This window comes from Holdemanella biformis DSM 3989 (assembly GCF_000156655.1).
In the GTDB taxonomy this organism is placed as follows: domain Bacteria; phylum Bacillota_I; class Bacilli_A; order Erysipelotrichales; family Erysipelotrichaceae; genus Holdemanella; species Holdemanella biformis.
On sequence record NZ_DS996848.1, the window covers coordinates 23409 to 50175 of the forward strand.

The 26767-nt window shown below is 32.6% G+C and carries 25 protein-coding genes and 1 pseudogene; 20 read left to right on the forward strand and 6 right to left on the reverse strand.

The window, feature by feature from the left end; genetic code table 11:
• Positions 1–185: 185 nt before the first annotated feature.
• The 3 genes from EUBIFOR_RS10290 to EUBIFOR_RS10300 all read right to left on the reverse strand — a co-directional run bounded on the left by EUBIFOR_RS10290 (position 186) and on the right by EUBIFOR_RS10300 (position 3040).
• Complete coding sequence (locus tag EUBIFOR_RS10290) at positions 186–701, reverse strand: hypothetical protein (protein ID WP_003865988.1); 516 nt, start codon at positions 699–701, stop codon at positions 186–188.
• 408 nt (positions 702–1109) lie between these two features.
• A complete protein-coding gene (locus EUBIFOR_RS10295; protein WP_147587422.1) occupies positions 1110–1670 on the reverse strand; it encodes a hypothetical protein in 561 nt (186 codons plus the stop codon).
• A 659-nt stretch (positions 1671–2329) separates the two neighbouring features.
• Positions 2330–3040 (reverse strand): LytR/AlgR family response regulator transcription factor, encoded by a 711-nt coding sequence (locus tag EUBIFOR_RS10300; RefSeq protein WP_040466496.1) that lies wholly within the window; start codon positions 3038–3040, stop codon positions 2330–2332.
• Positions 3041–4254: 1214 nt separating this feature from the next.
• Between EUBIFOR_RS10300 and EUBIFOR_RS10310 the strand changes: the two genes are divergently transcribed.
• The 13 genes and pseudogenes from EUBIFOR_RS10310 to EUBIFOR_RS13185 all read left to right on the forward strand — a co-directional run bounded on the left by EUBIFOR_RS10310 (position 4255) and on the right by EUBIFOR_RS13185 (position 16151).
• A complete protein-coding gene (locus EUBIFOR_RS10310) occupies positions 4255–7191 on the forward strand; it encodes a TOTE conflict system archaeo-eukaryotic primase domain-containing protein (RefSeq protein ID WP_040466497.1) in 2937 nt (978 codons plus the stop codon).
• A gap of 55 nt (positions 7192–7246) precedes the next feature.
• Complete coding sequence (locus tag EUBIFOR_RS10315; RefSeq protein ID WP_003865994.1) at positions 7247–8014, forward strand: InlB B-repeat-containing protein; 768 nt, start codon at positions 7247–7249, stop codon at positions 8012–8014.
• Position 8015: 1 nt separating this feature from the next.
• On the forward strand, positions 8016–9392 hold the full coding sequence (locus EUBIFOR_RS10320; RefSeq protein WP_003865995.1) for an MATE family efflux transporter: 1377 nt from the start codon (positions 8016–8018) through the stop codon (positions 9390–9392).
• A gap of 115 nt (positions 9393–9507) precedes the next feature.
• Positions 9508–10239, forward strand: a complete 732-nt coding sequence (locus tag EUBIFOR_RS10325; RefSeq protein ID WP_003865996.1) for a DUF3196 family protein — start codon at positions 9508–9510, stop codon at positions 10237–10239.
• A complete protein-coding gene (tig, locus tag EUBIFOR_RS10330) occupies positions 10232–11509 on the forward strand; it encodes a trigger factor (protein WP_003865997.1) in 1278 nt (425 codons plus the stop codon). Before EUBIFOR_RS10325 ends, tig begins: the two co-directional genes overlap by 8 nt.
• A 64-nt stretch (positions 11510–11573) precedes the next feature.
• Positions 11574–13880, forward strand: a complete 2307-nt coding sequence (lon, locus tag EUBIFOR_RS10335) for an endopeptidase La (RefSeq protein WP_003865998.1) — start codon at positions 11574–11576, stop codon at positions 13878–13880.
• A gap of 1 nt (position 13881) precedes the next feature.
• On the forward strand, positions 13882–14466 hold the full coding sequence (yihA, locus tag EUBIFOR_RS10340) for a ribosome biogenesis GTP-binding protein YihA/YsxC (protein ID WP_003865999.1): 585 nt from the start codon (positions 13882–13884) through the stop codon (positions 14464–14466).
• Positions 14467–14550: 84 nt separating this feature from the next.
• Complete coding sequence (locus EUBIFOR_RS10345; protein ID WP_003866000.1) at positions 14551–14856, forward strand: type II toxin-antitoxin system RelB/DinJ family antitoxin; 306 nt, start codon at positions 14551–14553, stop codon at positions 14854–14856.
• Positions 14853–15197: a type II toxin-antitoxin system RelE/ParE family toxin gene (locus EUBIFOR_RS10350; protein WP_003866001.1), complete on the forward strand. Its 345-nt coding sequence runs from the start codon at positions 14853–14855 to the stop codon at positions 15195–15197. Before EUBIFOR_RS10345 ends, EUBIFOR_RS10350 begins: the two co-directional genes overlap by 4 nt.
• 125 nt (positions 15198–15322) lie before the next feature.
• On the forward strand, positions 15323–15808 hold the full coding sequence (locus EUBIFOR_RS13175; protein WP_003866002.1) for a YitT family protein: 486 nt from the start codon (positions 15323–15325) through the stop codon (positions 15806–15808).
• Positions 15799–15888 (forward strand): annotated as a pseudogene (locus EUBIFOR_RS13595) (hypothetical protein); the annotation flags it as partial. The gene EUBIFOR_RS13175 and the pseudogene EUBIFOR_RS13595, both read left to right, overlap by 10 nt.
• Before the next feature lie 18 nt (positions 15889–15906).
• Positions 15907–16035 (forward strand): hypothetical protein, encoded by a 129-nt coding sequence (locus EUBIFOR_RS13470; RefSeq protein ID WP_003866003.1) that lies wholly within the window; start codon positions 15907–15909, stop codon positions 16033–16035.
• A 23-nt stretch (positions 16036–16058) separates the two neighbouring features.
• Entirely contained in the window at positions 16059–16151 is a 93-nt protein-coding gene (locus EUBIFOR_RS13185) for a hypothetical protein (RefSeq protein ID WP_208853814.1), read from the forward strand.
• A gap of 15 nt (positions 16152–16166) precedes the next feature.
• On the opposite strand, the gene EUBIFOR_RS10360 is transcribed toward EUBIFOR_RS13185, so the two are convergent.
• Entirely contained in the window at positions 16167–18071 is a 1905-nt protein-coding gene (locus EUBIFOR_RS10360) for an NAD(+) synthase (protein WP_003866004.1), read from the reverse strand.
• Between the two features lie 65 nt (positions 18072–18136).
• Complete coding sequence (locus tag EUBIFOR_RS10365) at positions 18137–19654, reverse strand: 4Fe-4S dicluster domain-containing protein (protein ID WP_003866005.1); 1518 nt, start codon at positions 19652–19654, stop codon at positions 18137–18139.
• A gap of 137 nt (positions 19655–19791) precedes the next feature.
• Between EUBIFOR_RS10365 and EUBIFOR_RS10370 the strand changes: the two genes are divergently transcribed.
• From EUBIFOR_RS10370 to EUBIFOR_RS10385, 4 genes are read left to right on the forward strand one after another with little or no spacing between them, the layout of a single operon-like run.
• The gene (locus EUBIFOR_RS10370; protein WP_003866006.1) at positions 19792–20433 is read left to right on the forward strand and encodes an HAD family hydrolase; all 642 of its coding nucleotides are present in this window, start codon (positions 19792–19794) and stop codon (positions 20431–20433) included.
• Entirely contained in the window at positions 20420–21307 is an 888-nt protein-coding gene (locus EUBIFOR_RS10375) for an RluA family pseudouridine synthase (RefSeq protein WP_003866007.1), read from the forward strand. Before EUBIFOR_RS10370 ends, EUBIFOR_RS10375 begins: the two co-directional genes overlap by 14 nt.
• 15 nt (positions 21308–21322) lie before the next feature.
• On the forward strand, positions 21323–22519 hold the full coding sequence (locus EUBIFOR_RS10380) for a cation:proton antiporter (protein WP_003866008.1): 1197 nt from the start codon (positions 21323–21325) through the stop codon (positions 22517–22519).
• Between the two features lie 52 nt (positions 22520–22571).
• Positions 22572–23033: a prepilin peptidase gene (locus EUBIFOR_RS10385; protein ID WP_208853815.1), complete on the forward strand. Its 462-nt coding sequence runs from the start codon at positions 22572–22574 to the stop codon at positions 23031–23033.
• On the opposite strand, the gene EUBIFOR_RS10390 is transcribed toward EUBIFOR_RS10385, so the two are convergent.
• Positions 23006–23767: a pseudouridine synthase family protein gene (locus tag EUBIFOR_RS10390; protein ID WP_003866010.1), complete on the reverse strand. Its 762-nt coding sequence runs from the start codon at positions 23765–23767 to the stop codon at positions 23006–23008. The genes EUBIFOR_RS10385 and EUBIFOR_RS10390 overlap by 28 nt on opposite strands.
• A gap of 91 nt (positions 23768–23858) precedes the next feature.
• Here EUBIFOR_RS10390 and EUBIFOR_RS10395 point away from each other — a divergent pair, with 91 nt between their 5' ends.
• From EUBIFOR_RS10395 to EUBIFOR_RS10405, 3 genes are all read left to right on the forward strand, one after another.
• Positions 23859–24227 carry a desulfoferrodoxin family protein gene (locus EUBIFOR_RS10395; RefSeq protein ID WP_040466500.1) on the forward strand — a complete coding sequence of 123 codons (369 nt, stop codon included), beginning with the start codon at positions 23859–23861 and terminating at the stop codon, positions 24225–24227.
• 62 nt (positions 24228–24289) lie between these two features.
• The gene (locus tag EUBIFOR_RS10400) at positions 24290–25510 is read left to right on the forward strand and encodes a chloride channel protein (protein WP_003866012.1); all 1221 of its coding nucleotides are present in this window, start codon (positions 24290–24292) and stop codon (positions 25508–25510) included.
• Positions 25511–25625: 115 nt separating this feature from the next.
• Positions 25626–26765 carry a glucose-1-phosphate adenylyltransferase gene (locus EUBIFOR_RS10405; RefSeq protein WP_040466501.1) on the forward strand — a complete coding sequence of 380 codons (1140 nt, stop codon included), beginning with the start codon at positions 25626–25628 and terminating at the stop codon, positions 26763–26765.
• Positions 26766–26767 lie beyond the last annotated feature (2 nt).

Sequence of the window (26767 nt, forward strand, 5' to 3'; positions counted from 1 at the left end):
AAAAGCCCTTATATAAGGGCTTTATTCACAAGATGGCGTCGACGGAGGGATATAACTCTATGTCTTTTTATATCTCAGCAATTCTGAATTTCCCTTTACATAAAGCAGGGAATTATAATAATTAGCAGCATTTTATTTAAGTTTTATGTATAAAGGTTTTCAAAATGTTTTCAAATAAACATTGTTTATTCATTTACGCCTTTTATTAGAATTGTCTCATGCTCTCTTAATTTAAATGTTAAAATATCAGATCTGATTATAGAACCTTCCAGAAATTTTATAAAATTAAAACTAGTAAATAAAAACCAATGTGTAGCATTTTTCTCAATAATTCTCCATGTCGGCTCTATGTCATATCCCGTATTCTTTTTTCGAGTTGATGGTACAAAGTCATTTGTTAAATCAAATAAACTATTAGGAACCACCTTATAAATGCCCTGATCCATTTCTAATTGTCTTATTTGAATTCTTGTACGCAATGCACGAGGCGAATTAAATTCTTTTTGTTTATCTTTAATATATTCTTCAATAGAATCAATTACGGGTTGTATTTCATAAATTTCACAAGTAAAACTTCCGTCCTCTTGAAAAATAGCACCTTGTTCCTTCATTACTTTCAAAAAAGATTTTAGCATTTCATCTTCAGGAAAAATTTGATACCAATCCCCCATTTTATTCTGTACCTTTATTTGATATGGCATAAGTCATCCTCTTTTCTATAAAATAAGGAGAGAAATATTCTCTCCTTCCAAAAAGTTGATAAAGTAGGTGCTTCATACACTGAGAATCATCACTAAGATCCATACAATCCATTGCTCAGAGCCACTGAATCCATGAAGAGAGCCACTTCAAATTATGAAATGGCTCTTTTTATCGTTCGACTTTTGAATAATCCCCTTCTTTTTAAAAGAATTGTGTAGGATGAGTCACTAAAACTGTAATTGATGGCTAATTCGGTGTGACTCTAGCGGTTATACCAGTTACTGATGACGGTTTGAATCGGTGTAACATAACGGATGATCGGTGTAATAAGGCCTTAATACCATAGTTTGACTGCGGTGAAACGAGGCATTTTTGTGTTCGAACATTTGGATGTGAGATTAGGTGAATTAGTTTATTAAGAAAATTATATCTACAATCTTTAAATTATAATCAAATGATATGTCTGATTGAGTATTAAACTCTTTATCAATATTTGAAGTTGATTCTTTTATATCATTCTCGAATGTAGAAGGAAAATTAAAAATAATTTGAAGAGTACAAGAATATATATCTTTTCGCGATTTAATGATAATAAATCTTTGCTCATCAGATAAACTACAATATTTTATAGCAAGATCTAAGATTTTAGTAAAAAAAATCATTTGATTGATGGAATCTAAGCTTGATAAATCATCACTATAAAGGGTTGATGTAACTGAAATATGTAAACTTGATAATTGATTTTTTTTATGGTTTAAAACTGTTGAAAAGATTGGGGAATTGGTATATATTTCATTAAATTCTTTGATTGTCTTGTTTGACAATGATTGAATTAATAAGTCTAGCTCATCATATTTTTTCTGATCTATTAACTGATTAAGTTCAGCACAAGTATGAAGTAAATTGTGTAAAAATTTAAAATTGGATTCATATTCCTTATTTAAGGAATTAAATTTTGAAATCATCATTTCATTACTTAATTCTGATATTTCTAAACTTTTTCGAAGGTTTTCGTTTTTGATGATTTGTAGTTGAAACAGTATTGTAATGGAATTAGAAATTAGCAAGAGAAATAAAATAATAACAAGAATCTTGTTTCCTGAAAAGAGTGTTTGATAGTTTCCATATACAATGAGAAACAATATCGTTATTAATGCAGGAAAAAACAAAATATAAAAGGATTTGGGTAAGTTTGTGATTTTAATAGTATGACATATTTTTTGTATGATATATGAAAAAAAATAAGCAAAAAACTGCGTTAAAATTATAATCACCAAATAAGTATTTGATGTGTAGATATTATTTAAAGAGAAACTAGGATTAAATAATTGAAAAAAAACAATTGATAATGACTCTGAAATCCCTATCGTCAAGTAACATACCAAAAACAATATAAATTTATTAATTAGCGAACCCTTAAATAAAAATGATATATATATGTATAGTGTAATAAAAGAGAGAATTTTTCCTATCTGATTGATTCCGTTATAATTTCCTAAATAAGTGCACATAATAGCAAGAAGAAATAATAAAAAAAACATATAATAGGATATTTTTCTTTTGGCAATAAATTGGTTAAAGAAATGTGTAATAAAAATAACTGTGAGTATATCGGATAGAAAAATCATCATAGTATGTTATGCAAATTAGCAAAATATTGATTTGTGAATGACTTTTTAAAATTCTTAGACAACGGGATTTTTTCACCATTGTTCATGATGATATCTTTACCATCTGAAGAAAAACCACTAACATAATCAAGATTAACTAAAAAAGACTTATAGGGTTGTCCAAACCCTTTATTAGATAGTTTTTCAATCCAATGTTTAAGAGGATATGTAGTTTTTTTCTCAATATTATTAACAAAATGAATAATCGTATGTCGATTAAGAAATTCTATGTATAACATATCCTTATAGTGAATCTTATATTGAGATATCTTTTTATCGAAAAAACCGTATTGTTGTTTAAATGAAGTTGATAAGACACTCTGCATCTCTATGTTAAATACTTTTTCATCAATTGGTTTAATAAGATATCTTTTTGCTTCTATTTTATATCCATCTATTAAATATTTTTTAAAGCTAGAAGTAATTATAATAATAGAACTACGATTATAGGTTCTTATTTTTGATGCGATTTCTATGCCGTTGTAGTCTCCTAGTTCAATATCCAAAAAAATCAAATCATATTCTAAGAATAAGTTGGTCCCTACATCGAAGTTCTCAAGATAATCAATCTTATATGATATTTTGTTCGCTAACAAAAAAGAATCTAGTAATTGATGCAAGTGTAGCTTATCTCTTTCTATATCTTCACAAATTAATATTTTTATCATTATGCCTCCCATTTATTATTTTACACCATTTGTTTACTTATTTATACTTTTGTATGAAATTATAAAACAGCTATAAAAGAATTAAAGTTTTTAACTTTTAACTAATGGACTCATGTAAATAAATAATCAAATATTTGACTTTTTGGGAATCATTCAAAAAAGCTAATGTGGCAATATTGCCACCATTCATAAAGCATTACATAAAATATAAAAGAGAAAATGCATGTATATTTTAGTGTGTGTAGATTCATTTTCCGCTTTTTTATTTTAGAATCCGTCGGAGGCATGGGGTCTTAGGGGTGCAACCCTAAAAAGTTTGGTCGTTTGGCGTCAGACAAATGACATGCTTGCTACTTTTTTTAAGGCGATGAGATGTAGGGGGCAAAGGTATGTATGTTAAAATATAAAAATGGGACATAATAAGTATAAAATATGAATGCGTCAATTTAATGCTAAAAAAGATAAGGAGTATATAGAATGTTAGAAGTAGATTTTAAAAAATTTATTCAAAGCACTAAAGTTAATAAACTCATAATTAAATAAAAAAGTATCAAAGTTTCAAACACTACATAGTACAAAAAAGAACAATTTGAAAAATGAAAATAGAAACAAATTTAGTGAAAACAAATTTCTTCAAACATATGTAGATACAACCGTTGAAAGAAAAAATATCATTATTAGAGGAGCAGATAGCAACAAAAATGGAAATTAAAAAGTATATTGAATGGTAATTCTTGACTATTATTTAGTGTCTTTTCTTGTAAAACCAATAGAAACCAATGAAAACTATGTCTAAAATACACATGATGATTTGCGCTGTATCATGTGTATAGATACTATAGAGAATCAATACTGCAGTAATGGTGAAAAATGAAATCAGTTTCCATTTTGAATAATCTGTAAGTGCAATGAAAAATAAGATGAATTGTACAGTGAATAATAAGTAATACATACGCATTTGACCCTCCATGAACCTTTCTAATATTATCGTACTTAAAATTTTGATATAGCACAATTTCGTTAATTGGTATTTTATCATTATTTGTTAACACAGAAGGAAAGGAAAAGGAGTATTATATGAATAGAACTACTACAAGACTACTACTTGCAGATGTGTTCTGAAAACACTCCTCTCCGTCTAACTAACGGAGTCTTGGGTGTTTTTTTTATTAACTAATTCAATTAAAATAGTATTGAAAAGAGTAGGTGGTTTTGTGAAACAGACGAATGACAATTTGACTATCATAGATGACTTAAAAAAAGAGATTCAATGCTTGAAGAACATTTTGAATCGAGAAGGAATTTCTTATCAGGAAGAATTGGATCAATTAAAGAATTCTGCGAATGCAGAAACTATTGAAACGAACCAAGAAAGTCGTATTGTTTTTCCAAATGAAATCACAAAAGATATGGCAAATCGATTTTTTGCACGTTTTTGGGGTCGTACAGACGTATACGCAAAAAGAGTAGAAAACAAGAAAACAAATAAAGCGGGATACTATCCACAATGTATTAATTTTTGGTCAGATGGTTGTGGTAAGAAATGGAATGCAGGATTTCGTTGCCAAGATTGTCATTACCAAAAGTATAAAGCTTTGACAATTGATAGTATTATGTCACATTTAAAAGGAAATGAAGTGATTGGTGTTTATCCATTGTATAAAGATAATACGTGTCGATTTTTAGTTTTTGATTTTGATAATCATGATAAAGATGCAGGAAATGATTTTGCGAATAAAGATGAGAGGTGGAAAGAAGAAGTTAATGCGATGCGTGAGATTTGTCAATTAAATGGAATTGATCCATTGATTGAACGTTCTAGATCAGGTAAAGGAGCACATATTTGGATTTTCTTTGATAAACCGATTTCAGCTATTTTGGCAAGAAATTTTGGAAATGCTTTGTTGGATAAAGGTGCAGAACAAGTGAATTTAAAATCATTTAAATACTATGATCGTATGATACCAGCACAAGATAGTATGCCAAAGGGTGGTCTGGGAAATTTAATCGCATTGCCATTACAAGGACGAGCATTGAAAGATGGCAACAGTGCATTTATTGATGAAAATTGGAATGCCTATTCAAATCAATGGAATATATTGTGGTCTAAGCCTAAGCTTTCACAGTCGTTTATTGAAGAAAAGATAAAAGAATGGCATGGAAATTCAGATGATAAACCTTGGGAGTCTGTTAAAGAATTTGAAAAGAATGAAGTGGATGGAAAAATGCATATCATTTTATCAAATGGTATTTATGTGGATACTTCAAATTTAAGCGTATCTATTCAAAATAAAATTCGCAAATTGGCTAGAATTAGTAATCCTATTTATTATAAAAATCAAGGTATGGGAATTTCTACTTTTGGCATGTATAAATATATATATCTTGGTGAAGATCACGATAGTGGATATATACAAATTCCTAGAGGTTGTTATGATACTTTAATTTCGTATAATAAGAACGCTCGGATTCAAATGATGATTGATGATAAAAGGCAACAAGGAAGAAGTATTGATGTTACTTTTAAGGGAGAGTTAAAACCTGAACAAAACGTAGCTCTAAATAAAATGATTGAGCATGATAATGGTATTTTATTAGCAACTACAGCTTTTGGTAAGACCGTTCTTTGTGCAGATTTAATTGCGACAAAGAAAGTGAATACATTAATTTTGTTGGAAAGTTCATCTTTATTAGAACAATGGAAAGATAAGCTGCAGACATTTTTGGATATAAATGAAGAGTTACCTGAATATACGACACCTAAAGGTTTGATCAAAAAGAGAAAATCATTGATAGGTACTTTACAAGGATCTCATGATTCTATGACAGGTATAATTGATATCGCAATGGCTGGCTCTATATGTAAAAAGGGGAAATTTCATAAACTGTTGAATGAGTATGGCATGATCATTGTGGATGAATGTCATCATGCGGCTTCAAATACAGAAAGTGCTGTTTTAAAGGAAATTAAAGCTAAGTATGTGTATGGTGTTACAGCTGTTGATCGAACGGATCAATTGGATAAGATGAATTTTATGCTTATTGGTCCAATACGACATAAATATTCCGCAAAAGAACAAGCAAAACAACAAGGGATTCCTCGTTTATTATATCCTCGGTTTACGCATGTAGTTGCACCAAGAGGAATGATGAAAGATGAAAAGAATCCAAATGAAGCATACTCAATATTACGAGATAATGATTTGCGAGATCAAATGATTATTCAGGATATAAAAGAATGTATAAAGAAAAAACGTACGCCTGTTGTATTATCAAAATATGTAAATCATTGTAAGAAGCTATATAAACAATTAGAAGGTGTGGCAGATTCAGTTTTCTTATTGATAGGTAGTCAATCAAAAAAAGAAAATAATCATATTGTTGAATTAATGAAAAGTGTGCCAGAAGACAAAACTATGATATTGGTTGCGACAGGATCACTTGTTGGAGAAGGCTTTGACCTTGATAGGTTAGATACTTTGTTTCTAGCAATGCCTGTAGCTAGTAGTAGCGTTATAGAACAATTTACAGGAAGAATTCATCGACTATATGATAAAAAAGATACAATACTTGTATATGATTATGTAGATGTCCATATTCCGATGTTTGATCGAATGTACGGAAAAAGATTAAAGGCCTATAAAAAATCAGGTTATGAATTAATTTCGGATACTAACGGCATAAAAAGTGAATTGAAAATTTCTCAATCTATATATGATGCAAGTAATTATTACGATATGTATAGTCATGACTTAATGCGTGCAAAGAAGAATATTATTGTATCCAGTCCTTCATTATCTGGCGATAGAGTTCTAGAATTTACTAAATTGATCAAAGAAAAGATGGAAAGTGGAGTTGAAGTAACCATAGTTTCTTGGATGCCTGATAAAATTAGGTTTGGAAGTTCAAATTATAGAATGCAGTTGTTAGAAGAAATGAGACAATCTGGTTTTTATCTAAAATCTGCAGAAGATAATTGTGAACATTTTGCGATTATTGATCAGGAAATTGTATGGTATGGAAATATAAATTTATTAGGTAAACAAGATGTAGAAGATCATATGATGCGGATTCAAAGTAAAGAAATCGCAAGTGAACTTATGGAAATGACTTTTGGGAATAGTTTATATAATTATTTGAATAACTTCTAGAAATTTTCCTAGAAGTTTTTCTATTTGTGATAAAATAATGGGCAGGTGATATTTGATGAGTGAAAAAAGAGAAGGTTACCAGTTTGTTGGTTGGTATATAGATAAAGAGTGTACAAAAAGATTAAATCCAGGTGGGGTGCTTCCTCATTCTGTGACTTTATATGATAAATGGATTCCTATTTGGTATCCCATTGAATATGATGTGGATGGCGGAGTTATGTCGCGTCGTAATCCAAGATATACATGCATTGAATCGGAAGAATTATTGTTGTATCCGGCATTTAAGAAGGGCGTTATGTTTGTAGGGTGGCAGTTTAATGGTGAAATTATAACAAGTTTACCAGCAGGCATTCATGAACCAGTCATATTAACAGCTATTTATAAAGAATGTCCAGTTATCCACTTTGAAACGTGTGGTGGAGCCAATTATATGGATGTATGTACGGATGAACATGGCTTATTGGGGGATTTAAAGCCGCCAGTTCGAGTTGGATATACCTTTGATGGATGGTTCTGGGATTGTGATTATCGTTGGCGTTATAACTTGGATGAACCCATTCATGAGTCTTGTACTTTATATGCCCATTGGCAAGTAAGTCAATATAAGATTACGTATGATTTAAATGGGGGACTAAGTAGTCGAAGAAACCCAAAGTCATATACGTATTTTTCGGATACAATTCATTTGTTGCCGGCAACAAAGCCAGGTTATGAATTTGTGGGATGGTTTGACGAAAGAGGAAATGAGTTAAATGTCATTCGTGAGCATTCAATGGGGAATAAGCATTTAATTGCACAGTTTAGAAAGAGGGAATTGAATTAGTATGCAAAATCCATTAGGGCATGAAAAAGAGTCATCATTATTAAAAAAGTTTGCGATACCAAGTATTATCTCAATGCTTGTATCGTCACTGTATAACATTGTAGATCAAATCTTTATCGGTCAAGGTGTTGGATTTTTAGGAAATGCTGCAACCAATGTGGCTTTTCCATTGACAACCATTGCGCTTGCGATTGCACTGTTGATTGGGATTGGTTCAGCAAGTTTATTTAGTTTATATCTAGGTGAAAAAAGGCCAGAACGATCAAGTAGTATTGCTGGGAATGGTATTAGTATGTCTGTTCTTTGCTCAGTAATCTATGTTGTTTTAGTACTTGTATTTCTTGAACCTCTACTAAAATCATTTGGTGCAACAAGCACAATTATGCCTTTGGCACTTGAATATACACGAATAACAACTTTGGGTGTTCCGTTTTTGATTACGACAAATGTGATTAGTAACTTGATTCGTGCAGATGGGTCACCAAAATATTCAATGACATGTATGGTTGCGGGTGCTATTGTGAATACTATGTTAGATCCACTATTTATCTTTGTATTTCATATGGGTGTCGCTGGGGCTGCCATCGCTACAGTAGCTGGTCAAGTAATTTCATTTTTTATTGCCGCTTGGTATATTAAGAGTTTTCAACATATTGAATTTAATAAAAAGAGTTTACGTATTTCTTTAAATGATACAAAGGAAATGGCAACCATTGGAATGAGTGCTTCATTAAATCAGATTGCGATTTTGTTTGTGCAAATCGTATTAAACAATTCATTGACGTATTATGGACAGTTTACTAAGTTTGGTAGTGATATTCCTTTAGCTGCCTGTGGCATTGTGATGAAAACCACTGCGATATTATTAGCTATTATTATTGGTATTTCGCAAGGAATGCAGCCAATTATTGGATTTAATTATGGAGCCCAAAAATATGAGCGTGTCAAAAAGACGTTCAAGCTTGCGATCAGTGTAAATTTGGTTGTTTCATTTATTGGCTGGGCTTTATTTCAATTCTGCACAAGTACTGTATTATCAATATTTGGATCAGGGGATGCGAACTATTTTGAATTTGCGACAATGTTTATGCGAATCTATCTAATGCTAGTATGTGTTGATGGAGTACAGATGTTATCGTCTAGCTTCTTTTCGTCAATTAAAAAAGCATATTTAGGAATGTTTTTATCTATGACTAGACAAGTATTATTTTTGATTCCATTAGTTTTGATCTTACCTAAATTTTTTGGGTTGAATGGAATCTTATATGCGGCTCCAATTGCGGATTTTGTTGCTTTTGTAGTTTCTGTTATTTGTATATTAGATGAATTTAAGAAGTTAAATGAATTAGAAAAAAATATGAAAGTAGACTCTCTATAAAAGGAGAGTTTTTTTCTTTCAATGACATTCTACGTATTCTGTATTTTAAAAATGCGTAGAATTGATTATTGTCGATATTTATGGTAGAATACTAATGTTTCGCATGGAGGTATAAGTGAACGCATATTATCATTCTTTAATCAAAGAAATAAAAAAAGAGATAGATGAAAAAAGTTATGCCCAGGCGTACGAATTGATTTGTCAGGAGCTGAACATGCCTTATGTCCCACAAGATGCATTGGAGTTATTAGAATCTTATAAGTCTGAATGTAAACCTTATTTGGAACAGAAGAATAAGAGTATGGATTTCAACAAGTTACATGATTATATTCATGGAAGTCTAGAACAAAAAATCTATGCGATTTCTATGCTAGAGAACATGAATTTAAGAATGTGTCATGATGAAGTTCAGGTATTATTGGATTCAGATTTACCTGATGAATATAAGGGTACATTGATTGAGGCTTTAATGGAGCAGAAAATCGATGATCCATTTGATTTGATAAAATCCGGATTGAACATTACATTTATTCCAAGTGCCATCTTACCTATGGAGCAAGACTTGTCAATCTGTGAAGCAAGTTCGTTATTTGAAAGTTGGTTTACAAATGAAGATCCAACTATGGTTCAATTTTGTATGTCACTTTTGATGCAGCTTGTTTTATATGAAAGACCATTTGATCAAGAAGATAAAGATCCTTACCAACTTGCGAAAAGTGTAACAAGACTTGTGTATGATGCAATGCAGAAATCCGATGAATGGCCTAGTTTTGTGAAAAAACAAGGTCTTGAAAAAATTGAGGATATTGAGTTATCCATTGAAAAGCGAGGAGAAAACAATGACTAGTACTTGGACTTTGAAAGAAAATTCTACTGGTGAATTAGAAGTAACAGTAGAAGGTGAAGCTTGGAAAAAAGCACAGAAAAAAGCATTAAACTATGCTAAATCTCACATGAATTTGAAAGGATTCCGTCAAGGACAAATTCCGGATGCTTTAGTAAAAAAACAACTTTCTTCAAAAGCATTATATGATATGGCTAGTGAAGAAGTTGCTAATGAAGCATTATCAGAAGGAATCAAAGAACACAATATCGAATTAGTGGCTCGTCCTACTTTAGATGTTAAAGAAGCTGATGATGAAAAAGCTGTATTAGTATTTACATGTACAGTGCTTCCTGAAGTAACTTTAGGTGAATATAAAGGATTAGATATCAAAAAAGCGGATGTAGAAGTTACAGAAGAAGATGTTGAAAACGAAGTTAAACGTGTTCAAGATCGTTATGCAGACTGGGTTGTTCGTGAAGATGACGATGCTGCTCAATTAGGTGATCAAGTAGTTATCGACTTTGTAGGAACAAAAGATGGTGTAGCATTCGAAGGTGGATCTGGAGAAAACTATCCATTAGAACTTGGTTCAGGATCATTCATTCCAGGTTTCGAAGAACAATTAGTTGGAGTTAAGAAAGGTGAAGAAAAAGACGTTGAAGTAACTTTCCCTGAAAACTACCAAGCAGCTGAACTTGCTGGTCAACCTGCAACATTCCACTGCACAGTTCACGAAGTAAAATATAAAGATCTTCCTGAATTAAATGATGAATTAATTAAAAAGTTAAAAATCGAAAACGTTGAAACAGTTGATGCTTATAAAGAAAAAGTAAAAACAGATTTAACGGCTCAAAAAGAAAGAGAAGCTGAAGAAAACTTCACTAATGAATTGTTAGGAAAAGTTTGTGATAACGCAAACGTTGAAATTCCAGCAGCTATGATCGATGCAGAAGTTGATCGTATGTATAGAGAATTCGAAGGTCGTATGCAACAATCTGGATTTACTGCTAAACAATTCTTAGAAGCAACTCATCAGACTGAAGAAGCAATTCGTGCTCAAATGAGCCCAGAAGCTGCTGCTCGTGTTAAGACTCAATTAGTATTAGAAGCTATCGTAAAAGCTGAAAGCATCGAAGCTAGTGACGAAGATGTAGAAAAAGAATTTACTACAATGTCTGAAATGTACAATATGGAAGTTGAAAAAATCAAATCATTGATTTCTCCAGAAAGTATTAAAGCAGATTTAGCTAATCAAAAAGCATTAGACTTCATTAAAACTTCTGTAAAGTAGTATAATGTAAACGAAAAAAGACGCTTAGCGTCTTTTTCCATATTTAATATAAGGAGGTTTTTGTATGGAATTAAATACCTATCCTTTAGTTTGTACAAGAGGAGTCGTACTGTACCCAAATCAAGAAATTGTCATTGATGTAGGTAGAGATACTTCTGTACATGCTGTTGAAAATGCGCAGGATAATTATGATAAAAAGATTTGTTTGTTTTCTCAAAAAGAACTTGAACAAGAAAATCCTGCAACCGAAGACATATATTCTGTAGGGACTTTGTGTGAAGTTCGCCATATTCGTCGTTTTGATAACTTTTTACGCGTTAAATTCCGTGGAATTAAGCGTGTTAAATTAAATAAATGGATCAATGGAAGCTTGAGTGATCTTGTGGAAGTTGAAATTCTTGAAAGCGAAAAACAAGATACGGTTGAAGAGGAAGCCTTAATTCGCATGATCGCAGATGAGCTTGATCGCATGCAAGGTCAGGATCGTTTTGTGACAAAAGAAATTGTTATGGAAATTTCTAAAGGTATGGGCGGTGAATTCTTAAGTGATAAAGCTGTTCAGGGGTTACCTTTAGACCTTGAAAGAAAACAAAAATATCTTGAAACACTTGGAGTGAATGATCGTTTGATGATGTTGCTTCAAGATATGGCAAAAGAAAAAAAGATGAGTGAAGTTGAAAAACAAATCAACGAAACTGTAAAAGAAAGAATCGATCAAGGGCAAAAGGACTACTATCTTCGTGAAAAGATGAATGTCATTCGTGAAGAATTAGGGGATACAGTTGCTCAAGATGAAGATGCAGCTAAAATTCGTAAGCGTTTAGCTGAAAATCCATATCCTGACTATATTAAGAAAAAGGTATCAGATGAAGTAAGTCGTTATGAAATGCTTCCTATGGCTAGTGGAGAAACTGGCGTAATCAAAGCGTATATTGATTGGCTAATGGATCTTCCTTGGTGGCAACAAACAAAAGATAACGAGGATTTAAATGCGGCAGAAGCCACTTTAAATGCGGATCATTATGGTCTAGAAAAAGTGAAAGAACGTATTCTAGAATATTTAGCTGTTAAACAAATGACTAATTCATTAAATGCACCAATCATTTGTTTGGTAGGGCCTCCTGGAGTTGGTAAAACATCTTTGGCAAAAAGTGTAGCACGTGCTTTGGACCGTAAATTTGTGAAGATGTCTCTTGGTGGTGTTCGTGATGAAGCGGAAATTCGAGGACATAGAAGAACGTATTTAGGTGCTTTGCCTGGACGTATCATTCAAGGCATGAAAAAGGCAGGCGTGACAAATCCTGTATTCTTAATTGATGAAATTGATAAAATGGCAAGTGATTATAAGGGAGATCCATCAAGTGCAATGCTTGAAGTATTGGATCCTGAACAAAACTCAGTTTTCTCAGATCACTATATTGAAGAGCCTTATGATTTATCAAAAGTATTATTCATCGCAACGGCTAACTATTTAGAAAATATTCCACCTGCATTAAGAGATCGTTTGGAAATCATTGAATTATCAAGCTATACAGATGCAGAAAAGGTTCATATTGCTAAGGATCACTTAGTGCCTAAACAATTAAAACTAAATGGATTAAAACCATCTCAATTAAAAATTGATGATGATATGTTACTATATTTAATTCGTTACTATACTCGTGAAGCGGGAGTTCGTTCATTAGAGCGTACAATTGCGACAATTTGCCGTAAAACTGTATTGGCTATCTTAAAAAACAACAAACGCAGCATTAAGTTAACTAAGAAATTAGTTCATGAGTGGTTGGGTAATGAAAAAGTTGACTATGGTAAAAAAGAAAAGAAAGATCAAGTTGGAACGGTAACAGGACTTGCCTATACAAGTTTTGGTGGTGACATCCTTCAAATTGAAGCAACTCGCTTTACAGGTAAAGGTAGACTTGTTCTTACTGGACAATTAGGTGATGTCATGAAAGAAAGTGCTAGTATTGCGTTAGACTATGTTCGTACGCATGCAACTGAATTCAAAATCGATCCAAAATTGTTTGAAGAAAATGATGTACATATTCACGTACCAGAAGGTGCTGTACCAAAAGATGGACCAAGTGCTGGTGTTACAATGACAACGGCATTGGTATCTTGTTTCTCTAATATTCCAGTTAAAGCGAATTTAGCTATGACTGGTGAAGTTACGCTAAGAGGAAATGTTCTTCCTATTGGTGGATTGAAAGAGAAATCATTGGCAGCACATCGTTCTGGAATTGATACAATCTTGATTCCAAAAGAAAATGTAAAAGACTTAGATGATGTACCTCAAGAAGTAAAAGATGCAGTTACTTTTATTCCTTGTTCAAATGTATCTCAAGTGTTACATAACGCATTGGTAAAATAGTATGATCAGTGAATTTGTGATTAGTGCTGTTGAAAAAGAACAATGGCCAGAATCTGATTTACCAGAAGTTGTCGTCGTTGGACGTAGTAATGTTGGAAAATCAAGCTTTATTAATGCATTGACTAATAAGAAGAAACTTGCCTATGTAGGAAATACACCAGGTAAAACACGTTTGATCAATTTCTTTAAGATTGATAATACATGGATGTTGGTGGATGTTCCAGGATATGGCTATGCGAAAATGTCTAAACAAATGCTGATTAAGATGGGTAAAATGATGGATACTTATTTTAATCAAAGAGAGCAGATTTGTTGTGTTGTACAACTTGTCGATGCAAGACATGGCGCTACACATGATGATTTAGATATGATTGAAATGATTCAAAGTCTTGGAATTCAAATCGTCATTGTAGCTACAAAAGTTGACAAGATTCCTAAGACAAAACGTGTTCGTGCATTAAAAGATATTTCTCAACAGCTTCATTTGCCAATGAAAAACATCTTTGGGATTAGTAGTACAGAAAAAACAGGTTTTGAACCTGTCTTAGAAAAAATCAATGAAATTGTAGAACAGGCTAAAAAATAGTCTGTTCTTTTATTATAACGTCTGATAATCGATTGCGTATGTAAGTACATTGACTTATAATAAAGAAAAAAAGGAGCTTATTTTATGTCAAAAACATCAAATGTATACGCAAGAATTGAACCAGAAACAAAAGAACAAGCAGAAGCCATTTTATCAAAATTAGGTATACCATCTTCTGTCGCAATTAACATGTTTTATAATCAAATTATTTTAAATAATGGATTGCCTTTTGATGTGAAAATTCCATCAAATAAAATTTTAAATGAAGATGAACTTACAAAAGAGGAATTAGCTAAAGAGATATTTGCTGCTCATGATGAAGTTTTAAAAGGGAATACAATTCCTTTTGATCAGTTTTATGAATCATTGAAAAAGGATCTAAAATTATGAATTTTGAAGTAGAAATATCATATAAGGCAAATTTGGATATTCGACACATTTACGAGTACTATGTCATGAATAATTTTGATTTGAATTATGTGAAACACTTAATAAACGGAATTGTTTCACTCATTAAATCTTTAGAATATTTGCCAGAAAGATATCCAAGATTTGAATTATTAAAAAAAGAAACTAATGTTAGATATGCAGTATACAAAAAATCTAAAATAATCTATGAAATAATGGGTGATAAAGTTTATATATTAAGAGTGATTCATCATTCGCAAAATATTACTACTAATTTTCTTCTTGCAGAAAATGAAATCCCTTATGTGGTAGAATCTGATTAATTTTAAATTGTTTAAAAGATTTGAGAATGAAATGATTTTGGTGTGTGAGAATGTTAAAATGAAGCCCTAAAAAGGAGTGCTGAGCTTATAAAACAAAACCCAACACCTTGTATTACGAATCTTTAATGTTGACAATTGCTGGAATTGTGAATGCTTTTGGAATCACATTGTTTATGATACCTGTAAAATTGTATGATAGTGGAATTTCTGGAACTTCTATGCTACTTGAACAGATTACACCATCTTATTTATCTTTATCACTATTCTTATTAATATTAAACATTCCTTTGTTTTTGATTGGACTTAAAAAACAAGGAAAGAAATTTACTTTTTATGCTATATATACTGTTTTTATATATTCCTTATTCGCATGGCTGATAACGGATGTTTTTCCAATTGATGTAAGTATTGCTTCACCTTTAGCAGGTACAGATTTACTCCTTTGTGCCTTGTTTGGTTGTATGATTTGTGGCTTAGCCATTCGCTTTGGAGGAGCTATGGATGGTATTGAAGTTATGACTGTGATATTTTCAAAACAGTTAGGTAAAATGGTTGGTACCTTTGTGATGATCTATAATGTGATTTTATATATGTTTGTGGCATTGTATTAAATAGTTGGGTATTACCACTTTATTCGGTAGTTGCTTATTCAGCTGCATTAAAAACAATTGACTTTGTCGTTGAAGGTGTTGATCGAGCTAAATGTGCCATGATTGTATCTGAGTATCCAAACGAAATATGTGAAGCATTAAGTGATACTTTGGAAAGTGGCGTTACCAGAGTGGATGCCACGGGTGGTTATTCAAAAAGGCTTAAATCCATTGTCTATTTTGTATAGTCAACCGATACCAAGTGAATCGAATGAAAGAACAAGTTCATGAAATTGATTCTAAAGCTTATATTATCATGAGTGAAGTGGCTGATATTTTTTCAAATAATATGGATAAAGCATAAAGAAAAGTGGGGGAACTAAATTTCCTCCACTTGCTTTGTCCATAGATTTCTTGATGCATCGCTAGGCATTCTCCAATCACCTCTAGGTGAGAAACAAATGGATCCAACCTTAACACCATCAGGCATACAATTTCTTTTGAATTGTTGGGTAAAGAAACGATTGTAGAATGTTATGATGGCCTTTTTTATTGTTTCCTTTTCTACATCTTTAAATGCAACACAAGCTAAATCATAGATTTTCTTTGGTTCATCGTGATGTCTTAACATTTGATATAAGAAGAAATCATGTAGATCATAAGAACCTAATACTTCTTCTGTTTTTTGAGCAATCTTACCATTTTTATCTGGTGGTAAAAGCTCTGGAGATACTGGTGTATCACAAATATCCATCAATACATCATGTAATACTTCATCTTTTAAGGCAACACTTTCAACAATATAACGAACAAGTGTCTTAGGAACACTGGCATTGACTGCATACATACTCATGTGATCTCCATTATATGTACACCATCCTAGAGCAAGTTCACTTAAATCTCCAGTACCTACAACAATCGCATTGTAAGCATTGCTTAAATCCATAAGAATTTGTGTTCTTTCACGAGCTTGTGAGTTTTCATACGTAATATTATGAACTTCTGGATCGTGGTGAATATCTTTAAAGTGTTGGTTTACACCATCCACAATAGAAATTTCTTCACTAGATACATGAAGTAGGTCCATTAAGATTTGCGCATTGGATTTAGTACGTTTTGTTGTTCCAAAACCAGGCATTGTGATCGCATGAATTCCTTTTGAATCATAATTATTGATTTTAAAGGCTTCATGACATACAAGTAAAGCTAAAGTAGAATCCAAACCACCACTAATTCCAATCACAACATCTTTACAATGAATCTTAGAAAGACGTGTTGCTAAGCCTTGTGCTTGAATATGTAAGATTTCTAAACAACGCGTAATTCTTTCATCTTGATTATTTGGAACAAAAGGATAAGCATCAATATAACGATTGAATTCAATTTCATGGATTGGTTTTGATGCGAAATCTACGGTTGTATAATTTACATGAAATAAATCTTGCATGCTTGTCTTATAGTGTAGACGATCATGATTTAAGTGGTCTAAATCAATTTGACCATAAATGATCTTATCTGTTTTTGTCTCATTTAAGATAGCCCCGTTTTCACAAATTAAATTGTGTCCAGAGAAAACCAAATCACTTGAACTTTCTGTTGGGCCGGCACTGGCATATATATAGCCTGCATAACATTTAGCACTCTGATATTTGACTAAATTTCTTCTGTAATTCGCTTTTGAGATGATTTCATTGGAAGCACTTAGATTACATAATATATTTGCTCCAGCTAGTGCATGGGTTGAACTTACTGGAATAGTCACCCATAGATCTTCACATATTTCAATACCTAAACAAGCAGATGTTGTAGTATCTTTAAATACGATATGATTTGAAACAGGTACTTTTTTATTTTTATAAGTAAATGTTGTGTTTTCTTTCAATTCACTAGCACTTGAGAACCATCTTGTTTCATAGAATTCGTTGTAGCTTGGAATATATGTTTTTACTTGAATACCTAGAATATCATGGTTGAAACAAATGGCAGCGCAGTTATAAAGCTTATTATCAATTTCTAAAGGTAAGCCTAAGACTGCAACAAGGTTTTCTGGTAGTTCTTCGACAATTTCAAATAGAACTTGTTTTGCTTTATTTAATAATGTGTGTTCATAGAATAAATCTTGACATGTATATCCAGTAATACATAGTTCTGGAAATACAACAAGTTGTGTATCTGAATCCAATTCTTGAATACATTTTAAAATTTCTTCTTTGTTTGCCTGTGGATCTCCAATGAAGACTTCAGGAGTACAGGCAGCCGTTTTATAATATGAATAACGATGCATGTTGATACCTCATTTCCATTAAAAATTATATCAAAAAAAGACGTCCATTTTAAGGACGTCTTTGATTAATGTTCACTTAGTTCGTGAAGACGATCTCCATATGCAGATTCATCTGCATCTTTTTTATCGTTTTCAGTAGCATATTTTTTAACTAATGCACTTGATTTGTTGATTGGTTGTAAAGTACCAGCACCTGCAACACATCCACCAGGACATGCCATACCTTCTAGTAGGTATCCGTTTAGTCTTCCGGCTTTTGCCATCATCAACATTGTTTTACAGTTCTTTAATCCTTCAGCAGCTTGAACTTTAACTTCAGTTCCAGGATGTTCTTTTAGGATTAAATCTTTAACAGCTTTGGCAACACCACCACTCACGGCAAATCCACGACCTGCATTAGTTCCTTCTGTTAATGGATCTGAAGTAGTGATTTGGTCTAATTCAATACCTTTCGCATTGAACATACCCATAACTTCCTCAAAAGTTAATACGAAGTCAATATCACTGCGGATTGATTTACGGCTTGCTTCCAATTTCTTAGCAGCACAAGGACCGATGAATACAACTTTAGCGTTTGGTTTTTCTTTTTTGATCAAACGACCTGTTAATACCATTGGAGTTAATGCCATTGAAATATATGGTGCAAAGTCAGGGAAGTTTTTCTTCGCCATAACTGACCATGCAGGACAGCAACTTGTAGCCATAAATGGTTGTTTTTCAGGAACTTTCTCTAAGAAGTCTTCCGCTTCTTCAATTGTACATAAGTCAGCACCAATCGCAACTTCTACAACATCCGCAAAACCTACAGCTTTTAATGCAGCTTTTACTTTATCTGGAGTTACAGCTGGACCAAATTGACCAACGAAAGCAGGGGCAACAGCTGCAATGACTTCATAACCCTCTTTCATGGCATAAATTGTTTGGAAAATCTGTCCTTTATCAACGATAGCTCCAAATGGGCAGTTAACTAGACACATTCCACAACTAACGCATTTATCATAATCAATTTCTGCTTTTCCATCTGCATCGGATTTAATTGCATCCATACCGCAGCTAGCAGCACATGGACGTTCTAATTTAGTGATTGCGTGATAAGGACATGCATCCATACAACGTCCACATTTAATACATTTTTCTTGATCAATACAGCTTTTACCATTTACGATATGAATCGCGTCTTTTGGACAAACTTCTGTACATTGGTGTGATAAACATCCTTGACAAGCGTTTGTTACAAATACTTTCTTTTCTGGACATGCATTACATGCAAATTTAATAATGTTGATAAGTGGATCATCATAGTATTTTTTAGCAATCGTACTTTCTTCAATTCCATCAGAAACATTCGTATATTCAGTAATGTCACGAACAGGTAAACCCATACCTAAACGTAATCTTTCGCCAATGATTGCACGTTCTAGAAAGATGCTGTCACGATATTTTGCTTTTGTACCAGGTAAAATTTCATATGGAATCTCTTCCATACGTTTCGAATAATCTGTATTGTCATCGTACGCCATTGAAGCGATGGCAGTAAAGACCTGACGACGAAGGTCAGTTACCGAGTTATAAATTCCTCTCATATTTCCTCCTATTTTTATTCCTCATATAGACTCATACAATATTATATAGTAAAAAGTCTATTTGTGAAAGTTTTAATTAGTATAAAATATTATTATTTTTTTCTAATAGTGATATAATACCGTGCGGGGTGAATTGTTTGGTAAAAATTGTATGGGATTGGAACGGAACTTTGTTAGATGATGTTGATTTATGCTTTTCATGTATCAACCGACTTTTAGTGAATCATGAACTACAGCCGTTAAGCACTTTAAATCAATATCGAGAAGTATTTACATTTCCAATAGAGGATTATTATAAAAGGGTTGGCTTTAATTTTGATAAAATACCTTTTTCCATATTGGCTCACGAATATATGGAAGATTATCAAGAAAAAAGTTATGATTGTAATTTACATGCGGATGTATTGAATGTTGTAGAAAAGGCTAAGCGTTTAGGTTTTTCACAAACTGTACTTTCTGCAAGCAAGATGGATTATCTTCTAAAACAAATGCAAAATTTAAATGTAGATACTTTATTTGATTCCATTTATGGAATCAATGATATCTATGCGAAAAGTAAAGTGGAATTAGCCCATGCGTTTAAACAAACATGCAGCCAAGATGATGAAATTTATTTTGTAGGAGATAGCGTTCATGATTATGAAGTCGCAAAAAGTATTGATGCCAAATGTATCTTGGTGACAACAGGGCATCAAAATCGTAAGACTTTAGAAAGTGTGAATGTACCGGTTATGGACAGTTTAATGGAAAGTTTGGATTTTATTTATGAAAGAGATTAAGATCAATCAAAATGATGCGAATCAAAGATTAGATAAGTTTTTAATGAAAACTTTTCCTAAGCTAGGCAAGTCAATGATGTATAAGGCGATTCGAAATAAAAAAATCAAAGTAAATCGCAAGCGTTGTACTTTTGATCAGAAAATCCAGGAAAATGATAGTATTCTATTGTTTTTACCTCCGGATGTTTTAGAAGAGAAAAAAGTGGAAACAAATTATATATCATCGAAATTAGATGTCATTTATGAAGATGAAAATATCTTAATTGTGAATAAGCCATATGGCTTATTATCACAGAGTGATCAAAGTCAAAATCAAGATTGTCTAGTGAATCGTGTGCAGGCATATTTAATGGAGAAAAACGAATATGATCCTAATAAGGAACATTCTTTTGCGCCTAGTATTTGTCATAGATTAGATCGAAATACAACGGGTCTAGTGATTGCTGCAAAAAATGCGAATGCTTTAAGAAAAGTAAATGAGGCAATCGCAAATCGTACGATTCAAAAGATGTATCGAGCCCATGTTGTGGGTACTTTTGAACAAAAAGATTTTACTATGTGTTATTACATTCGCAAAGAAAATACAATTGCGAAGGTAAGTGATAAAAAATTAGAAGGCTATCAAAAAGCATTAATGGATGTACATGTTGAAAGAGATGATGGCGAGAATTCAATATGTACAATTACTCTTCATACAGGAAGATTTCATCAGATTCGTGCTTTAATGGGGCACATACAACATCCTTTGTTGGGTGACGTCAAATATGGATATCATGGAAAGAAAAGGCCGATAGAATTGATGGCATATCGGTTGGAATTTCATGAAGTAGATTTGCCACTTCAACAAACGGTGTTTGAAATTCCAAGAGCATAGTAGGAGGGTATGAATATGCAAGAATATCGATATCTATTAGATATTGCCTTAATTTTATTAATGACAAAAGCCTTTGGACTTTTTTCTCGTCGATTACGTATGCCATCTGTAGTAGGTGCATTGATCGCAGGAATCGTTTTAGGGCCTGCGGTATTAAATATAGTTGAGCCAAGTAAGTTAATTGAATCTTTATCGGAAATTGGTGTTATCGTCTTAATGTTTGCGGCTGGTCTTGAAACAAGCATAACAGATTTAAAGAAAGCAGGACTAAAAGCATTTATTATTGCGACACTTGGTGTGTTGGTTCCATTAGCTATTGGATACGTGGTTGGTGGATTCTATAATGTTGGACCAGATGCATGGTTACACAACTTATTCTTAGGTGTTATTTTAACAGCTACAAGTGTTGGTATTACGGTAGAAACATTAAAAGAAATGGGATGTATGTCTACAGAAAGTGGAAATGCGATTCTAGCAGCCGCTGTCATTGATGATGTTTTAGGTATTATTTGTTTAACATTAGTAACAGGTATGGCTGATAGTTCAGTTAATATTGGTGTTGTTATGTTTAAAATCTTATTATTCTTTGTGTTTGCCGTTGTTGTAGGTGTGATTTTACACAAAGTATTCTCATGGTGGTTTGAACATGATTCATGTGGTGGACTACAAAGATATTCAATCGTATCTTTTGCGTTCGCATTGATTATGGCCTTCTGTTCAGAAGCCTTCTTTGGTGTTGCAGATATCACTGGTAGTTTTGTGGCCGGATTGATTCTTTCTGGTACAAGACAATGTGATTATGTCACAAAACGTATTTCAACATTATCTTATATGTTGATTACACCTGTATTCTTTGCGAGTATTGGATTAAAACTTTCTCCAATCACATGGAATGCCAAACTTATTGAGTTAGTTATTGTATTATGTGTGGTTGCCGTTTTGACAAAAATTGTTGGATGTGGTTTAGGTGCTATTGCATGTAAATATACACCTACACAAGCTATTCGTATTGGATGTGGTATGATTAGTCGTGGAGAAGTTGCCTTGATTGTCGCAAATAAAGGTATGGCATTAGGTATTTTACCTGAGGTCTTTGTGACTCCGGTATTATTGTGTGTCGTATTCACAACGGTTATTACACCAATCTTATTAAAAATCGTATACAAAAAGAAACCAAATGATGCAGATTTTGTACAAACTGCAAATTGTTAATAATAAATTCACATTGAGTCTTTATACTGAAAGTATGAAGACTCTTTTATTTATGTTTATAATTACATTTTTAATAAAACCAATTCAACTATCGACTGTTTATTTCATTTTATTCTTGTATTTTCTTGCCAAAAAAGACTATGAAACGATGTATATTGAAAAGTATTGGATTTTTCCATCGTTACTTTTTTTATTCTTTTGTTCAAGTTATGTGCCATTATTAAATCGAGTCTGTACAAGTCTAGCTTTTCTTTTTGTCAGTGGAACCATTAAATTGATTAAATCCGATTGGATTGGCAGTGCGGATGTGTGTTATTTGGCTTTTTTTGGATTTTATTTGGGCATAGAAAGAATGCTTGTAGCTTTATATATTAGTGTTTTACTTGGAATACTTTGGATTTTATATAAAAAAAAGCATATCCTTCCCTATATATCGTGTTTGGCAATTGGTGTATGGATTGCCGTTTTGAAAGGATATACGATTTTCTATTTTCTAATGAATCTTTTTTCTTGAGGACAAGTAATATCTACATCATTAAATTGAATATGATGACTTTGAAGTAAAAGTCCTGTATTATCAATTTTTTTACCTCCATATAGAGAATCGTTTAAAATGGGATGGTTCAAAGAAGCACATTGAACACGGATTTGATGTTTTCTTCCGGTAAGAATCGTTACTTGAATTAATGAACAATCTTTATAATTTTTAAGTGTATTAAATATTGAAACACTTTCTTTTCCATTTGGATGAATGATCATTTTCTTGGCATTATGACGATCTCTTGCGATATTTGAAATGATCTTTTTATTTTTATAATTTGTATGACCTTGTACTAAGGCAATATATTCTTTTTTTATATGGTGCTCTTCCATGTTTTTATCGCAATATGCCTGAAAGAATGGATGCTTACAAAATAAGACTAAACCACTTGTTTCATAATCGATTCGATGGATCGCTTGAGCGGGATATTTGTTTTGGTTTAATTGTAAATATCCATTGACTCGAGCTTGTAGAGTGTCTTGGTTGTTTCCGTCATCGTGAACCAATAAAAATGGAGGTTTAAAGGCTACAATCAAAAAGGTATTTTCGTATAAAATGTCAACCGGTTCATAATTTATTTCAACATCTTTTTCTGGGTAATTAAAATAAATCGTCTTTTTCTCTTCATCTATTTTAAGATGCTTTTTATGTGTTTTTGAAATACAAAAAGTCTCAAAGATTTCTTGAGAAGTTGTTGTATAGCGCATGTAGTTTTCATTTATATCTTTTATGAGCATATCAATAGAATATTTTAATGATGTGTGGCATAATGTCAATAGAAGAACAGGAGGAATACTTATGAAAATCTTTAAAAATTTAGAAAACGGTAGTGTTGTTGAAGGATTGTTGATGGATGTTGTTCCTAATGGGTATCGTGAATTAAAAGCTGGTGAAGTGGATGCGGCACAAGAAAAACATGTTCCACAAGTAAGTGTAGAAGATAATAAACTTAAAGTTGTAGTTGGAAGTGTCGAACATCCAATGTTAGAAGCACACTATATCACAAATATCTGGGTTGAATATAGTGATGGAACTGTGGATCGTGCAGGACTAGTACCAGGAATGAAACCAGAATATGTTTTCGATCCAAAAGGAAGAACAGGCAAAGTAACTGTGTATGAGTATTGTAACTTGCATGGTTTGTGGAAAAATGAAATAGAATTGTAACGGAAATGTAAAAATGATAACAGATTGTTGAAATAAACAATCTGTTTTCTTATAATAAATGTATGTATAAAGAGAAATTAAGAGAATCATTTAAAGTATATGATGAAATCGTATTAAAGTGTTTTTGCGGAATTTTTATTGGCGCAATTGTTGCGATTTGTGAAGTTGTTTTTGGCAAAGGTCTAGAATGGATCTTAAATTTTAGAGAACATATGGGATGTGTTATGTTAGTAGGACTTCCGTTTGCTGGTTTAGCAATTGTGTTCTTGTTTGATCATTGGGGAAGAATCTCAAGAAAAGGTATGGGGCTTGTCTTTGAAGTTGATCAAGGAAAGAGTGATTGGATTCCTCTTCGTATGGCACCGTTTATGGTTGTATCGACATGGATCACGCATTTCTTTGGTGGTAGTGCTGGTCGAGAAGGAGTTGCAATGCAGATTGGAGCGACTGTATCCCATTATTTTGGTAAGTATTTTCGTTTTAAAAATAGTGGTGTCATCTTCATGGTTGCAGGTATGGCAGCTGGTTTTGCCGGTTTATTTGGGACTCCAATTACGGCTATTTTCTTTGCCTTAGAAGTACTTGTTGCGGGAACCTTAAAATATCGAGCTATGTCATGTGCAATTCCGGCTAGTTTTACGGCAGCTTATGTTTCTGGTTTGTTTGGATTACACAAAAGTACTTTCAAGATAGGAAATGTTGCCGAACTAAATATGGAATTATCTATAAAATTATTAGTGTTAGGTATTTTGTTTGGTATGGTTGGTGGTTTATTTGCGTATTTCTTAAAACATACCAAGGCTTTTGTCACAAATAAAATTACGAATCCCTATAAACGCATTTTTATGATGGGTATTATTGTTGCGATTTTATTGTTTGTATTTGGCAAGTGTCGTTATTCTGGGGTTGGTGAAAACTTGATTGTGGGATCTTTTACATCTGAAAAGATATATAGTTATGATTGGATCTTAAAATTTATTTTAACAATTTTAACTTTATCAGCTGGTTTTCAAGGTGGAGAAGTTACACCATTATTTGCGATTGGGTCAAGTCTAGGAGTTATAATTGCGCCTGTTTTTGGATTAAACCCTTTATTTGTCGCATCTTTGGGATATTGTAGTGTTTTTGGTGCTGCGACGAATACCTTTTTAGCGCCGATTGCGATAGGTATGGAAGTATTTGGATATCAATATTTTCCGTTCTTCTTTGTAGTATGTGCTATCTCCTATATAGTAAACCAAAATGAGTCAATTTATGCTTTACAAAGACAAGTCAGAGAATGATTTGTCTTTTTTTATAGTGATTTGAAAACGCATACAAATTTCCTTAAATAAGTAGATTTTATTTGAAAAAGTGCTATACTTTAGTTATATAAAGAGTATTATTAGGAGGATGATTATGAAACAGAATAATATGCTCGCCATGATTTTAGCGGGTGGCCGCGGTACACGTCTTTTAGAACTAACTAAAAAGAATGCGAAGCCGGCTGTTTATTTCGGAGGAAAATATCGTATTATCGATTTCCCACTAAGTAACTGTGCGAATTCAGATATCAACGTTGTAGGTGTTTTAACGCAGTATGAGTCTGTAGAATTAAATGCTTACGCTGGCGCTGGACAAAGATGGGGACTTGATGCACGTGGAAGCGGAGTTTATGTTCTACCACCACGTGAAAAAGATGGAACAAAATTTGACGTTTATCAAGGAACGGCAGATGCCATTACTCAAAACATTGACTTTATTGACAAGTTTGATCCTGAATATGTATTGATCCTTTCAGGTGACCACATCTATAAAATGGATTATGCGGATATGTTATCTTGTCATAAGGCAAACAATGCTGATTGTACAATTGCAGTACTTCCAGTTCCAATGAAAGAAGCAAGCCGTTTTGGTATTATGAATACGGATGATGAAGGAAGAATTGTTGAATTTGAAGAAAAGCCAGAACATCCAAAAAGTAATTTAGCAAGTATGGGTATTTATATCTTTAACTGGAAACAATTGCGTAAAGCATTGATTTTGGACATGACTGCAGAAGGCTCTCACCATGACTTTGGTAAAGATATTATTCCTAACTTCTTAAATGCAGATAAGCGTTTATATGCTTACAAATTTGAAGGATATTGGAAAGATGTTGGTACAATTGATTCATTGTGGGAAGCTAACATGGATTTGTTAAACAAAAATAATGAATTGAATTTGGATGATCCAAATTGGAAAATTTATACAGAAGATATTCCAACTTTACCTCACTATGTAGGTCCAACTGGAAAAGTAGAACATTGTTATATTAACCAAGGTGCTGTCATTAGAGGACATGCAGTGGATTCCGTATTATTTAATAATGTTGATATTGATGAAGATGCATTTGTATCTCAAGCTGTATTAATGCCGAATGTTAAAGTTGGTAAAGGCGCAAAAATCTATCGTGCAATTGTTGCGGATGGTGTAAAAATTGATGATGGTGCTGTTGTTGGTAGTCCAGACAGTGAAGAAATCGTATTGATTTCAAAAAGAGTAAAGAAGGGTGAATAATT